The 14139-nt window shown below is 57.9% G+C and carries 11 protein-coding genes; 5 read left to right on the top strand and 6 right to left on the bottom strand.

The features are described 5' to 3' along the window. The first annotated feature begins 11 nt into the window (after window positions 1-11). Window positions 12-635, top strand: coding sequence for a DUF1120 domain-containing protein (locus H096_RS27660; protein WP_033902497.1), 624 nt, complete (start codon window positions 12-14; stop codon window positions 633-635). Here H096_RS27660 and H096_RS27665 read toward each other — a convergent pair. Further along, complete coding sequence (locus H096_RS27665) at window positions 632-1885, bottom strand: CynX/NimT family MFS transporter (RefSeq protein ID WP_033902498.1); 1254 nt, start codon at window positions 1883-1885, stop codon at window positions 632-634. The genes H096_RS27660 and H096_RS27665 overlap by 4 nt on opposite strands. 176 nt (window positions 1886-2061) lie before the next feature. On the opposite strand from H096_RS27665, the gene H096_RS27670 reads away from it, so the two are divergent. Both H096_RS27670 and H096_RS27675 read left to right on the top strand, forming a co-directional pair. Next, complete coding sequence (locus tag H096_RS27670; RefSeq protein ID WP_033902508.1) at window positions 2062-2373, top strand: type II toxin-antitoxin system MqsR family toxin; 312 nt, start codon at window positions 2062-2064, stop codon at window positions 2371-2373. Beyond that, a complete protein-coding gene (locus tag H096_RS27675) occupies window positions 2370-2864 on the top strand; it encodes a type II toxin-antitoxin system MqsA family antitoxin (RefSeq protein ID WP_033902499.1) in 495 nt (164 codons plus the stop codon). The genes H096_RS27670 and H096_RS27675 overlap by 4 nt, the downstream gene beginning before the upstream one ends. A gap of 51 nt (window positions 2865-2915) precedes the next feature. On the opposite strand, the gene H096_RS27680 is transcribed toward H096_RS27675, so the two are convergent. From H096_RS27680 to H096_RS27695, 4 genes are all read right to left on the bottom strand, one after another. Beyond that, the gene (locus H096_RS27680) at window positions 2916-3680 is read right to left on the bottom strand and encodes an amino acid ABC transporter ATP-binding protein (protein ID WP_003171943.1); all 765 of its coding nucleotides are present in this window, start codon (window positions 3678-3680) and stop codon (window positions 2916-2918) included. A gap of 11 nt (window positions 3681-3691) precedes the next feature. Further along, entirely contained in the window at window positions 3692-4789 is a 1098-nt protein-coding gene (locus H096_RS27685; protein ID WP_016978216.1) for an amino acid ABC transporter permease, read from the bottom strand. A gap of 10 nt (window positions 4790-4799) precedes the next feature. Then, the gene (locus H096_RS27690; RefSeq protein WP_033902500.1) at window positions 4800-5981 is read right to left on the bottom strand and encodes an amino acid ABC transporter permease; all 1182 of its coding nucleotides are present in this window, start codon (window positions 5979-5981) and stop codon (window positions 4800-4802) included. 72 nt (window positions 5982-6053) lie between these two features. Next, window positions 6054-7085, bottom strand: a complete 1032-nt coding sequence (locus tag H096_RS27695) for an amino acid ABC transporter substrate-binding protein (RefSeq protein WP_016978213.1) — start codon at window positions 7083-7085, stop codon at window positions 6054-6056. A gap of 346 nt (window positions 7086-7431) precedes the next feature. Between H096_RS27695 and H096_RS27700 the strand changes: the two genes are divergently transcribed. Beyond that, entirely contained in the window at window positions 7432-8088 is a 657-nt protein-coding gene (locus H096_RS27700; RefSeq protein ID WP_033902501.1) for an alpha/beta hydrolase, read from the top strand. A gap of 96 nt (window positions 8089-8184) precedes the next feature. Continuing rightward, the gene (gene rhlB / locus H096_RS27705; protein ID WP_206542906.1) at window positions 8185-9654 is read left to right on the top strand and encodes an ATP-dependent RNA helicase RhlB; all 1470 of its coding nucleotides are present in this window, start codon (window positions 8185-8187) and stop codon (window positions 9652-9654) included. Between the two features lie 84 nt (window positions 9655-9738). Here the strand turns inward: rhlB and H096_RS27710 are convergent, their stop codons facing one another. Then, window positions 9739-14073 carry an RHS repeat-associated core domain-containing protein gene (locus tag H096_RS27710; protein WP_156717534.1) on the bottom strand — a complete coding sequence of 1445 codons (4335 nt, stop codon included), beginning with the start codon at window positions 14071-14073 and terminating at the stop codon, window positions 9739-9741. Window positions 14074-14139 lie beyond the last annotated feature (66 nt).

Here is a 14139-nt window from a genome sequence, read left to right on the forward strand (position 1 = left end):
GGAGCAACACCTTGAGCAAGTCCCTGAATACCCTGATCGCTACGCTGCTGCTGGTTGGCGTCAGCAACAGTTTTGCCGCCTCCAGCATTGACATGAGCGTGCGCGGACTGATCACCCCGAGCGCGTGCTCGCCCAGCCTGGGCAATGGCGGGCAGTACGATGTCGGCAAGATTTCCGCCAAGGATCTCAAGCTCAACGACTACACATCGCTAGGCGATTATGTCACGCAACTGACCGTGACCTGCGAGGCCCCGACCCTTATGGCCATTGAGCCAAAGGACAACCGGGCGGGTTCGGAAGCCATGGGTGAGCCGTCCTACTTTGGCCTGGGGCTGATCAACGGCAGTGAAAAACTCGGTTCCGTTTCTGCATTTCTGGAGAAGGTGTTCGCCGATGGCGTGGCGGCCAAGGCGACCGACTCGATGGATGGCGGTTCGACCTGGGAACGACACCGCTCCATAAGCCCCAATAGCATCACTTCAGTCGCCAACAGCGCGGCTTACACGCCAATCCCGGTGCAATCGTTCGAAGCCCAGATGATGCTGACTCCGGTCATCGCCCCCGCCAGTACCCTGACACTGACCGAAGAAGTGCCCATCGACGGCTCGATCACCCTGACCGTGCGTTACCTCTAAACCTTCTCGCTGGTCACCCCGACATAAAGGGCACGACCAGCCCCCAACCCGGCGATGATCGCGCCCAGGCCGATCACGCCGAACACCCAGCCGGTGGCGCCCCAGCCACCGGTCCAGTCATGCAACACCCCCACCGCCAACGGGCCCATGGAGGCAAGCGTGTAGCCGATGCCCTGGGCCATGCCCGACAGGTTGGCGGCCACGTGGGCGTCGCGTGAGCGCAGCACGATCAGGGTCAGCGCCAGGCTGAACGTACCGCCCTGGCCCAATCCCAGCAGGATCGCCCAGCCCCACAAGCCTTCAAGCGGCGCAAACAGGCAGCCGAAGAGCCCGCCAAGGGTGAGCAACATCACTACTACGATGGCCAGTCGCTGGTCCTTGCCACGCGTGGCCAGCCATGGCGCGGTCAGGGCGCTGAGCAATTGCACGATGATCGAACCGGACAGCAGCAAACCGGCTTCGGTGGCACTCAGGCCACGGCTGATCAGTATCGACGGCACCCAGCCGAACACGATGTAGGCCAGGGAGGATTGCAGGCCCATGTACAAGGTGACTTGCCAGGCCAATGGATCGCGCAGCAAGCCCTTGACCCGATAGGCCACCTGATGGGCGCCGTGTTTTTGCCCGACCTGGGGCAACCAGAACACTGCCGCCACCAGCGCGGGCACGATCCAGAAGCCCAGGCCCAGGTTCCAGCTGCCACCGAAATAATGACTCAGCGGCACCGTCGCGCCCGCCGCCAGCGCTGCGCCCAGGCACAGCGCCATGGTGTAGACGCCAGTCATGGTGCCGGCTTGCTTGGCGAAGTCACGCTTGACGATACCGGGCAACAGCACGCCGATGATGCCAATGCTGGCACCTGCGATCAGGCTGCCGACAAACAGCCCGACTTCACCGAATGAGCTGCGCAGGATGATACCTGCGGCCAGCGTCAACAGAATTCCCAGCACCACCCGTTCGGCCCCAAAACGCCGCGCCAGGATCGGCGCCAGCGGCGCGAACAGCCCCAGGCACAGCACCGGCAAGGTGGTCAGCAAACCGGCCTTGGCCGCCGACAGTCCCAAACTGGCCGACACCTCGTTGAGCAACGGCGACAGGCTCGACAGCGCCGGGCGCAGGTTCATCGCCACCAGGACCAGTCCCATGATCAACAACCACGGGCGGCTCACCACCGGTGGGGTGTGCTGGATCACCTCGTCGTCGGCTTCTGCGTCGATCAACAGTTCTTCAAGTTTGGTTTCAGAGGTCATTGATCAACTGCCGGCAGAGGGATGGGCGTTTGCCCTGATCACTGGTTGAAAAGTCCTACAGCCTATTCGGACGTGCCTACAAGAGCAACGCACTAGGTTTTTTAGGCAGGAAAAGGAGCAGTATTTTCGATTGGTAAAATTACCCTATGAGGGTAATTATTGGACTCAGGTGTCTTATGGAAAAGTACACACCTCATTACGATTTGGCGGTGATAAAGGCGGATGTGAGACGGCTGGGGAGAAGCGCCTTCACACAGTCAGCACAAAAGTGCGGTTGGGAGCTGCGCTTCAGCATCGAGCAAATGCAAGACGTCATTTATGAATTACAAAACTGGATGCTGTACAAATCGATGACCACTTATGGGGACCATCGAGTCTGGCAGGACGTGTACCACACCCACTCGAAAGGCAGGGAGATTTACATCAAGGTGACTTACCGCGCAGACGGAAGGCCACCGGTGATCTCCTTCAAGGAGAAAAGCCAATGAAAGAACCAGAGCTTTGCTATATCTGCGGCGCACCCGACGCACTGCACTACTTCGAGGGCCGCAGTGAAACCATCAGTGTCAAAGGCATGGAGCGTCGGGTGGATAATCTTTCCGGCTGGGAATGTCATGTATGTGGAGACGGCTTTTGGGATCCGGATACAGATAGCGCCGACCGTTTTGGAGAAGCAGGCGATGAACTCGTCGTCGTCGCCCGAAAAATCATCGGCGCCGAGATAAAACGCATCCGCCGCAAACTGCACCTTACGCAAAAAGAGGCCGTGGAACTGCTCTCCGGTGGCGGCCACAACGCCTTCTCACGTTACGAGCGCGGCGAACTGCTTGCCCCCAAAACCCTAGTGGTACTGATGCGTTTGCTGGATCGTCACCCGCACTTGCTGGCTGACGCAAAAGCCCTGGCCGAGGGCGCAGACATGCGCGGCGCCTTCACCTACACCAAGCACGATAAGGCCGAAACACTCAAAGCGTCCTAGCCCAAAAAAATAAACCCGGCGCCAGGCCGGGTTCATTTATTCACATATCGATCAATGCAGAATCTGGCTCAAGAACAGCTTGGTCCGGTCATTCTGCGGATTGTCGAAGAAGTCGTTCGGCGCCGCCTGTTCGACGATCTCGCCCTTGTCCATGAAGATCACGCGGTTGGCCACGGTGCGCGCAAAGCCCATTTCGTGGGTCACGCAGAGCATGGTCATGCCGTCTTCGGCCAGGCCGATCATGGTGTCGAGTACTTCCTTCACCATCTCCGGGTCGAGTGCCGAGGTCGGCTCGTCGAACAGCATGATTTTCGGCTTCATGCACAGCGCCCGGGCAATCGCCACACGCTGTTGCTGCCCACCGGACAGTTGCCCCGGAAACTTGTGGGCCTGCTCCGGAATACGCACGCGCTCCAGGTAGTGCATGGCGATTTCCTCGGCCTTGCGCTTGGGCATCTTGCGCACCCACATCGGCGCCAGCGTGCAGTTCTGCAGGATGGTCAGGTGCGGGAACAGGTTGAAGTGCTGGAACACCATGCCGACTTCACGGCGGATCGCTTCGATCTGCTTGAGATCGTTGGTCAGCTCCACGCCATCCACCACGATGCGGCCCTGCTGGTGTTCTTCCAGGCGGTTGAGGCAGCGGATGGTGGTGGACTTGCCCGAACCCGAGGGGCCGCACAGCACGATACGCTCGCCCTGCTTGACGTTGAGGTTGATGTCTTTCAACACGTGAAACTGGCCGTACCACTTGTTGACGCCCTGCATCTGGATAATGCCTTCAGGGCTCACAGGCTGTTTGATCGCTTCGCTCATAACATCAACTCCTAACGCTTGTGGCCTGTGTCGAGCTTGTGTTCCAAATGAATGGAATAGCGCGACATACCAAAACAGAAAATCCAGAACACCAGGGCGGCGAACACGTAGCCTTCGGTGGCCATGCCCAACCATTTAGGGTCGGCGGCGGCTTGCTTGACGCTGTTGAGCAGGTCGAACAGGCCGATGATGATCACAAGGCTCGTGTCCTTGAACAGCGCAATGAACGTGTTGACGATGCCCGGAATCACCATCTTCAGGGCCTGCGGCAGAATCACCAGGCCCATCGAACGCCAGTAACCCAGGCCCATCGCAGCAGCGGCTTCGTACTGACCTTTGGGAATCGCCTGCAAGCCACCGCGCACCACTTCGGCCACATAGGCCGACTGGAACAGGATCACGCCGATCAACGCCCGCAGCAGCTTGTCGATACCCATGCCTTCGGGCAGGAACAACGGCAGCATCACCGAGGACATGAACAGCACGGTGATCAACGGCACGCCGCGCCAGAACTCGATGAAGGTCACACAGACCACTCGAATCGCTGGCATATTCGAACGCCGCCCGAGCGCGAGCATGATGCCGAGCGGCAAGGCGCCGGCGATGCCGACGGTGGCGATCACCAGGGTCAGCATCAGGCCGCCCCATTGGCTGGTCGCCACGTTGGTCAGGCCAAACGCACCGCCGTGCAGCAGGAAGAACGCGATGATCGGGTACAGCACCAAAAAGCTCAGCCCGTAGACCGCCTTGCGCTGGAAGCGCGAGATGAACAACGGCGCCACGCCAACGATGGCCAGCCACACGGTGAGGTCCACGCGCCAGCGCAGGTCGCCGGGGTAGTAGCCGTACATGAACTGCCCGAAGCGCTGTTGGATGAACACCCAGCAGGCGCCCTCTTTGGTGCAATCGGCGCGTGTCGTACCGACCCAGTTGGCGTCGATGATCGCCCAGCTCAGGATCGGCGGCACCACCAGGTAGATCAGGTAGAACGCCAGCAGCGTCAGCAAGGTGTTGAGCCAGCTGGAAAACAGGTTGGCGCGCATCCAGGCCATCGGCCCGAACACTTTGTTCGGCGGCGGCATATCCGGTTTGAAAGTATGTGAACTCATGGGCGTTTCCTCACCGCTCGATCAGCGCAATGCGCTTGTTGTACCAGTTCATCAGCAGGGAAATGCTGATGCTGATCGCCAGGTACACGCTCATGGTGATGGCAATAACTTCGATGGCCTGGCCGGTCTGGTTGAGCACCGTGCCGGCAAACAGCGAAACCATTTCCGGGTAACCGATACCGGCCGCCAGGGACGAGTTTTTCGCCAGGTTGAGGTATTGGCTGGTCAGCGGCGGAATGATCACCCGCAAGGCCTGCGGGATGATGACCTTGCGCAGCGTCGGCCCAGGGCGCAGGCCCAGGGAGCGCGCGGCTTCGGTCTGGCCGTGGCTGACGGACTTGATGCCCGACCGCACGATCTCGGCGATAAACGCGGCGGTGTAGACGGTCAACGCCAGGGTCAGCGCCAGCAGTTCGGGGATCAGGACCCAGCCGCCGACAAAGTTGAAACCCTTGAGCTCGGGCATTTCCCAGTGCAGCGGCGCACCGAAGATCAAGGTGCACAACGCAGGGATCACGATGATCAGCGCCAAGCCCGCCCAGAATTTATGGAACGGAACGCCAGTCGCTTCAAAACGCTTGTTGGCCCAACGCGCCATCAGCACGATTGCCACGATGGCAACCAAAATGCTGACCACAAACGGCCAGAACCCATCGGCGGCAATCGCTGCCGGCATGTTCAGGCCACGGCTGCTGACAAAGAAGGTATCGCCGAAGTTATGACTGTTACGCGGCCCCGGCATGGTCAGGAACACCGCGAAATACCAGAACAGGATTTGCAGCAGCGGCGGAATGTTGCGGAACACTTCCACATACACGGTCGCCAGCTTGTTGATCATCCAGTTCGGCGACAGCCGCGCCACGCCGATAACAAAACCGAGCAGGGTCGCCAGGATCACGCCGATGAAGGTCACCAGCAAAGTGTTGAGCAAACCGATCACAAAGACTCGGGCATAGCTGTCCGATTCGGTGTAGTCGATCAAATGCTGCGCGATGCCGAAGCCGGCACTGCGTTCAAGAAAGTCGAAACCCGAGGTAATGCCCCGGTGTTGAAGGTTGGTCTGGGTGTTGTTGAAGAGGTACCAGCCCAGCGAGACCACCGCCACAATCGTGATGATCTGGAAGAGCCACGCACGCACTTTAGGGTCGCTGAAGCTTAGCTTCTGCTTGGGTGCGCCGATTTGTTTTTGCATGAAATGCCCCGAAAATAATGGAACAGAACATCACCCGGCGGTTGGCCCACCGGGTGACAGAACCATCAGCGATCAGCGCACAGGGGGTGCGTATTGAATGCCGCCGTTGTTCCACAGCGCGTTCAGGCCACGGTCGATTTCCAGCGGGGTGCTCTTGCCCAGGTTGCGCTCGAACACTTCACCGTAGTTACCGACTTGCTTGACGATCTGCACAACCCAATCTTTCTTCACTTTCAGGTCTTTGCCGTATTCGCCGTCAGCACCGAGCAGACGCGCAACGTCCGGGTTCTTGGTGGACTTGGCTTCAGCTTCAACGTTTTTCGAAGTGATGCCGGCTTCTTCAGCGTTGAGCATGGCGTAGCCAACCCAGCGCACGATGGCCAGCCATTCGTCGTCGCCGTTACGTACGACCGGGCCCAATGGCTCTTTGGAAATGGTTTCCGGCAGAACCACGTAGTCCTTCGGCGCGGCCAGCTTGCTGCGCTGGGCGAACAGTTGGGACTTGTCGGAGGTCAGCACGTCGCAGCGCCCGGATTCCAGCGACTTGGCGCTTTCGTCGGAGGTGTCGAAGGTGATCGGGGTGTATTTCAGGTTGTTGCCGCGGAAGTAGTCGGAAACGTTCAGCTCAGTGGTGGTGCCGGCCTGGATGCAGATGGTTGCACCGTCCAGCTCCTTGGCACTTTTCACGCCCAGCTTGTTGTTTACCAGGAAGCCGATGCCGTCGTAGTAAGTGATGAAGCCTGGGAATTTCAGGCCCATGCCGGCGTCGCGGGAGCTGGTCATGGTGGTGTTACGGGACAGAATGTCGACTTCGCCGGATTGAAGCGCGGTGAAACGCTCCTTGGCGTTCAACTGGCTGAATTTGACCTTGGTCGCGTCACCGAAAACAGCAGCGGCTACAGCGCGGCACACGTCAGCGTCGATCCCGAGGATCTTGCCGCTGGCATCCGGCACCGAGAAACCCGGCAGGCCGTCGCTCACGCCACATTGCACAAAGCCTTTCTTCTGCACGGCATCCAGGGTGGCGCCAGCTTGGGCGAAACCGCTGACACCCAGTACAGCCGCCGCAGTCACGATGGCCAGGGTGGATTTCAATACCTTCATTCAAACCTCCAGTTTGCTCTTGTTGTGTCGGAGCTCGAACCTCAGCGCACCCTTATGAGGCGATATCGACCCGTGTTGGCTTTTTTTAGGGTCAAGCGGCATGAAGTTGTCGCAGTAATTCCAGTTGCTATCCCACAGGCGGCAGTCACTGATAGTGTTACCGTCCCGAGATAGCGCTGACATCGTTCAACACATAGCAAGGCGCGTACCAGAGTGTCGGCTGAGCCGATTCAGCCCACGGTCAATAGAAAAAGATTCAACCGTGCGACATCTTCTTAACAGATCAACCTGTCGCGCACCGTTCCGTCGCACTTAATCGGAGCGCGCGCACATTAATGGAGCAGACATGACCGACCCCTTGATTCTTCAGCCCGCCAAGCCCGCAGACGCCTGCGTCATCTGGTTGCATGGCCTGGGTGCCGATCGCTACGACTTCCTGCCGGTGGCCGAAGCGCTGCAGGAAAGCTTGCTGACCACCCGTTTCGTTTTGCCCCAGGCACCGACCCGCCCGGTGACGATCAACGGTGGCTACGAGATGCCGAGTTGGTACGACATCAAGGCCATGAGCCCGGCGCGCTCCATCAGCCTGGAAGAGCTGGAAGTCTCAGCCAAAATGGTCACGGATTTGATCGAAGCGCAGAAGAGAACCGGAATAGACGCGTCGCGCATTTTCCTCGCCGGTTTCTCCCAAGGCGGTGCCGTGGTTTTCCATACCGCATTCCTGAATTGGGAAGGCCCGTTGGGTGGCGTGATCGCCCTCTCCACTTATGCGCCGACCTTCAGTGATGAACTCGAATTGTCCGCCAGTCAGCAGCGTATTCCGACGCTGTGCCTGCACGGCCAATATGACGACGTGGTGCAAAACGCCATGGGCCGTAGTGCCTATGAGCATTTGAAGACCCGTGGTGTCACCGTGACATGGCAGGAATACCCAATGGGCCACGAAGTGTTACCCGAGGAGATCCGCGATATCGGTGCCTGGTTGACCGCTCGCCTGGGCTGAAAACCACGGTTTATGTAGCCGTATGACAGACGCACTACGCCGCGCCCGATTCTTGCATTACACTGGCCGGCGTACATTCCTTAACCAATTAATGAGATCACCGTGCTCAAAGCACTCAAGAAGATGTTCGGCAAAAGCGAGGCTGAGCCGCTCGCGCCTGATTCCAGTGCTCCTGCCCCGACAGCCGGTAGCCGCAATGACGGCCAACAACCCGCGCGGAACGCACCGGCTGCCCAGCCCAAGAAGCCAGCGGTGACACCGCCTGAACAGGCAAAGCCAGTTGAACCTGCTGCCGCGCCAGTGGCGCCAAAGCCACGTCGCGAACGTGCGCCAAAGCCGCCGGTGATCCCATGGAAACTCGAAGATTTCGTCGTCGAGCCCCAGGAAGGCAAGACGCGTTTCCACGATTTCAAACTGGCGCCTGAACTGATGCACGCCATCCAGGACCTGGGTTTCCCGTACTGCACGCCGATCCAGGCGCAGGTGTTGGGCTTCACCCTGGCCGGCAAAGACGCCATCGGCCGTGCCCAGACCGGCACTGGCAAGACCGCCGCGTTCCTGATCTCGATCATCACCCAGTTGCTGCAGACGCCGCCGCCGAAAGAGCGCTACATGGGTGAGCCGCGCGCACTGATCATCGCCCCGACCCGCGAGCTGGTGGTGCAGATCGCCAAGGACGCCGCCGACCTGACCAAGTACACCGGCCTCAACGTCATGACGTTCGTCGGTGGCATGGACTTCGACAAGCAGCTCAAGCACCTCGAAGCCCGTCACTGCGACATCCTGGTGGCGACACCGGGCCGCCTGCTGGACTTCAACCAGCGCGGCGACGTGCACCTGGACATGGTCGAAGTGATGGTGCTGGACGAAGCCGACCGCATGCTCGACATGGGCTTCATCCCACAAGTGCGTCAGATCATTCGCCAGACCCCGCCGAAATCCGAGCGTCAGACCCTGCTGTTCTCCGCGACCTTCACCGAAGACGTGATGAACCTCGCCAAGCAGTGGACCACCGACCCGTCCATCGTCGAGATCGAAGCGGAAAACGTCGCCAGCGAAAACGTCGAGCAACACATCTATGCCGTGGCCGGTGCCGACAAGTACAAGTTGCTCTACAACCTGGTCAACGACAACGGTTGGGAACGCGTGATGGTGTTCGCCAACCGCAAGGACGAAGTGCGCCGCATCGAAGAACGCCTGGTGCGTGATGGGGTGAACGCGGCGCAACTGTCGGGCGATGTGCCGCAGCATAAACGTATCAAGACGTTGGAAGGTTTCCGCGAAGGCAAGATTCGTGTGCTGGTGGCCACTGACGTAGCAGGCCGTGGGATTCACATTGATGGCATCAGCCATGTGATCAACTTCACCCTGCCGGAAGTGCCGGATGATTATGTGCACCGGATTGGTCGTACGGGCCGTGCGGGGGCTGCAGGTGTGTCGATCAGCTTTGCGGGTGAGGATGACTCTTACCAGTTGCCGTCGATCGAGGCGTTGCTGGGGCGCAAGATCAGCTGCGAGACACCGCCGACGCATTTGTTGCGGGCGGTGGAGCGTAAGCGGCCTTAAGCCTTGCTCAAAATGAAAAAGCAGGCTTGTGAGCGCCTGCTTTTTTTGCTTTTTTTTCAGCCTCCGTGAATCACACCGACGACCTCATGATGTCTCTTGGTATGCCTCAGCCAAAATCGGCTGACGGATACGGTTCGCCTCATCTCTGAAGGACTGATAAAAGCGGCTGGCGCTCTGCGGCATATCAACAAATTGCCTCATCATCCGTTGCTGCTGTTGTCCCACCCCATCGCCAGTAACCTCCTGCGACTCTGATGTCAGGGCACTGTAACGCGCATTCAGACTGCGCATTAAATTCACACCTCTGATGACGGCTCGGGTAGAACCAAATGCTTTACTCCCCGGGGTTATGCGACCAGCGACTTTAAAGGTTCGGCCACTGAATATCTTGATTGCAGATCTCAGGCCTTCACGCGCGGGTTCGGTGAAATAACCCGAACGGTGTGCGATGTCCCCAACACCCTTGATCCCTTTTGCAGAATTATAGGCTCCACTCGCCGCTCCCCAGGCGTTGTACGAGCTGGCTGCCCAGGAGGCCATTGAAAAGCCGAAGGCCGCCCACCCCAAATTACGGATGTGACTGGAACGGTCCCACCCCATTGCCGCATCTACCGCTTCGACGCCTAATGCCGCGACCCCTAACGTGCTACCAATGACACCCAATGCCGTTCCGGCGACCATCACCATCTGAGCTGTGGTTGCAGCGGCTAAACCGACTGCCGCAATGCCTGCCACGCCAATGCCCAGCGCAACAACCCCTAACGCCAACGCCGCTCCAGTCAACACCCACTTCAACCAGGTTGGAAACAACCCGCTGGGGTCGCTTTGGTTGATCGGGTCACCGTTGCAGTAGCCATTAGCATCGAGTCCTGCATCAGAAGAGAACAGCGGATCGGCTGAGAGAAATAGCTTGAGATCCGGGTCATAGGCACGCTGACCATTGCCCAGGTGATAGAGGTTAACGGACAAGTCCAATCGCTCGCCGTTGAACGCGGGTACTTGTAGGTCGGCCAAGGTGCGGGCCTTGCCATCATTGAGGGGAATGGTCGTATCACCATAGGGCGTGTAATGCCGCCTTACGTGAGCCTGACCCGGCGCCGTCACCCCACGCACACTACCCGCTCCATCGCTCACATGCAGTTGCGGCCCATCTACTCCGCCACTGCGTAGCGCTAACTGCTCGCCGGCCTGGAAGTAGCGCACTTTTTTCGCACCCTCTGCCAGCGTATCGAGACGATCGCCTACGTAGGCCAAGCTGACGGCAGGCTCTGCGCCACGAGCAGCCACAACTTGGCGTCCCTCTGCGTCGTACTCGTAGCGAATGCTCTCTATGCCAGTTTGCACGCGGGTCAGTTGGTCAAAGCCATCGAACGTATACACCTGGCCTTGCGGACCCTTTCGCAGGTTGCCCGCAGCATCATAAGCCAGTGTTATATCCCGAACCGGATTGGTATAGGTCAGACGTGTCAGTTGGGTAGGATCCAGCCCTGTGAAGTAACGCTGGCAAATATCTTCAGAGCCATCAACGAAGGTCGTAACCACCTTTGTGAGGTTGTCGAAAGCACCATGGCTAAATTGCTGCGCAGCAATATCGCGACCTTGTCGGTCCACCGGACGTTCACGGCCTTGACACGTGTAGTCCCGCAAATGCCCAAACGAGTCGTACTCATAGGCCTCCCCAATCACCACCTGCCCATTTGCGTCCCGCATAAACCGCGTCGCCAACAAACCACTGGGGTGATAAGTGCTGGTCAGGGTCTGCAACAGCGCACCGTTTTGCTCGAAGCGACGTACGTGCTCACGTCCCAACCCATCGTAGGTGATTTTAGTGTCAACCCGTGTGGCGCCCTGCGCCGTGATCAGGGTATCGGGCTGTCCGAACGCATTGTAGCGCTGCTCGACGATAAGCGATCCAGCAGTCATCTTGATAAAACGTCCTTGCCCGTCGTAATCATATTGACTGCGCTGACCATCAGCAGCGGTGTATTGCAGCATACGTCCTGCTGGAGAGTGGCTATATCCAGCCGTTAACACACTACCGTTGGCCGTATGAACTTCGCTCTTGGGAAAACCGGATTCGTCATAGAGCAACTCATGGACCAGACCTGCCGAAGTGGAGCGTGTCAGGCTGGCATCGGACGGATTGAACAGAAAATCCCGGTCGGGATGGCCCGCCAGTTTCACCTGCTCAACCACACCAAGCTGTTTGTCATAGGACAGCGTTTGGACAGCACCTTGAGGCGACGTCCGAGTGACCGGCTCCGTCCAGTTAGTTTCATAGCCGAAGGTTGTTGCAGCGGCCTTACCCCTGGCTTGCGAGGTCAATCGCCCAAGGCTGTCGAAGCTGCGTGTACCCACTTCTATGCCGTTTATCTTGATGGCCGTTACGTGATCGTCACTGCTTCCCGACGCGTAGACTATTGTCTGTTCTCGCGCTGGGCTCCCATCGGCGGGTACTTCACGCAACCGCACTACTCGGTCGAAAGCATCATAAAAAAAATGATCAGTCCGTTTATTACCTTTGTCTTCACGGGTAGTGCACCGGCCAAAACCATCGTAGGTGCTGGACTCTATCTCAACGGCGTTGTCCAGGGTATCTAGGCGATTGACCTTAACCGGTTGGCCAAATTCGTTGAAAATAGTCTCCTTTCTTTCGCCACCGACGGTACCTGTCAGCCTTTGATTAAGCTGTGGATCGTAGTCGTCAATCGATACGCTGCCATCCGGGTTAGTGGTGCGACTGCTATTGCCCCAACGGTTATAGGTATAAACGCTCTTTAGCGTCCTAGTGCCGTCTGGCAGATAATCAGTCTTCACCGATTCAACCTGTCGCCCTTGCGCATCATAAGCCCACGACCCCGTCAGAACCTCCACGCCACCCGCCTGCAATTTAGCCTCCGATACCCGGCGGCCCCTACCATCAAAATACGTGATAACACGATTGCCTTGTGCATCAGTTGTCACCAGATGGGCGTTTTTCTGCACGTCCTTGAAATGATAGGCATAGGTGCGCCCAGCTTGTTGCGGTTTTCCGGCAGAGGTTATCTCCGACGCCAGCCGCCCACTTGCATCGAACACCATATCCAAAGAGCAATTACCGTCCCCTGTCACCGACAGCAGGTGACGGGTGACTAATGAGAGGGTACGGATCGACTCCAGGTATTGCCCCTCGCGTCCAACAAGCTTGCGCGTTTCTGTCAGCGTGTCACCGGTAACGGTGTAGCTGAACTCACTGTGCTGTGACTGTCCATCGATAGTGCAGGTGCTGGTCTTCAACCGACCGGCTAATTGCGCGGGTGTGTCGTAATAGGTTTGCTGCTGGTTGAATACAGCCCCCTGAGAAGTCGACTGCTGCACAACAAAGTAGCTGGCGCCCGTCAACGGCAAGCGAGTGTGGGTGTATTCGGTGAGTCGGGCGGCAGGCGTTCCCCCGACAGGAACTAGGCGTTCCTGTTTTATGTAGCGCTGGAACTGATTATGGGAGTCGGCCGGACACTTGCCGCTCTCCCCAGCGACCGGATAATAGGTGTATTCGGTACGAACACCAGAGGCCTCGGTACGGCTTAACTCATTGCCGTATTCGTCAGTCGTTATCGCGACCTTTGTCTCCCGTACATTACCGCCTGCCACAAGTGCATAGCGTGTTGTAATGAGTGTGGGTAATTGATAGTTAGCGGGCTGCGCCGGGAAGAGCCCAGGTTTCGCGTTATAAGCAACGAGTTTAGTAGTCCGGGTGCCTTCGCGCAGGACGTCTTCCTCGATGAGCAGATGGTATTTGTTATAGGCCAAACGAGTGGTCAGCAAAACCACGTCATTAGTCCCGAGCCTTTTCTCCTCAACCCAGTAATTATACTCACCACCTATGGTGTACGCGTTGTCCTCGTTCTTGTCATAGCCACCGATAAATGGGTACCCCGTAAAATTATTGACCGGACTATAGCTATAAGCCCATATCATCATCTGTTGGTTAGCGCCAGGGGTTATTACCCAACGGTTAACCCGCGGAATATATTGATTCTGTGCATACGAGTGGCCCGCCTCGGTGTATACGATCAGCTCATCTCCCCCCATAGGCGATCTTACCCGAGTAATTGCGATCAGGCCATTACGGAACTCCGTGTATTCAAACGTATAACCCGCTACCCCCGGCACGCCAACCGTATCATAAGGCGCAGTGACATGAGTGAGGAAACCGTTTACCTGCGTAAAACGCGTGCGAGCCTGACGTCCGCTATCGACACGCGTATCTGTGTACTGAAGTCGATTCCCCGAATACACCATTGTTAATAAAGCTTCTTGACTGTGGCCGATGATTTTTTCGAGCTCACCATTGACTGCGTAGCGAAACTGCAAGCGCTCGCCGTTTTCAAAATCAATAAATATAATCCTATATGGTTTGGCACTACTGGTACGCTGCAATACCTCACGTGTACCGTCCGGCGGTTGCAGGAGCTGAGTGCAACACGGTTATTGAATTGAAGCAGG

Origin of the sequence: Pseudomonas sp. FH1 (genome assembly GCF_000510895.2) — a bacterium.
Classification (GTDB): domain Bacteria; phylum Pseudomonadota; class Gammaproteobacteria; order Pseudomonadales; family Pseudomonadaceae; genus Aquipseudomonas; species Aquipseudomonas azotoformans_A.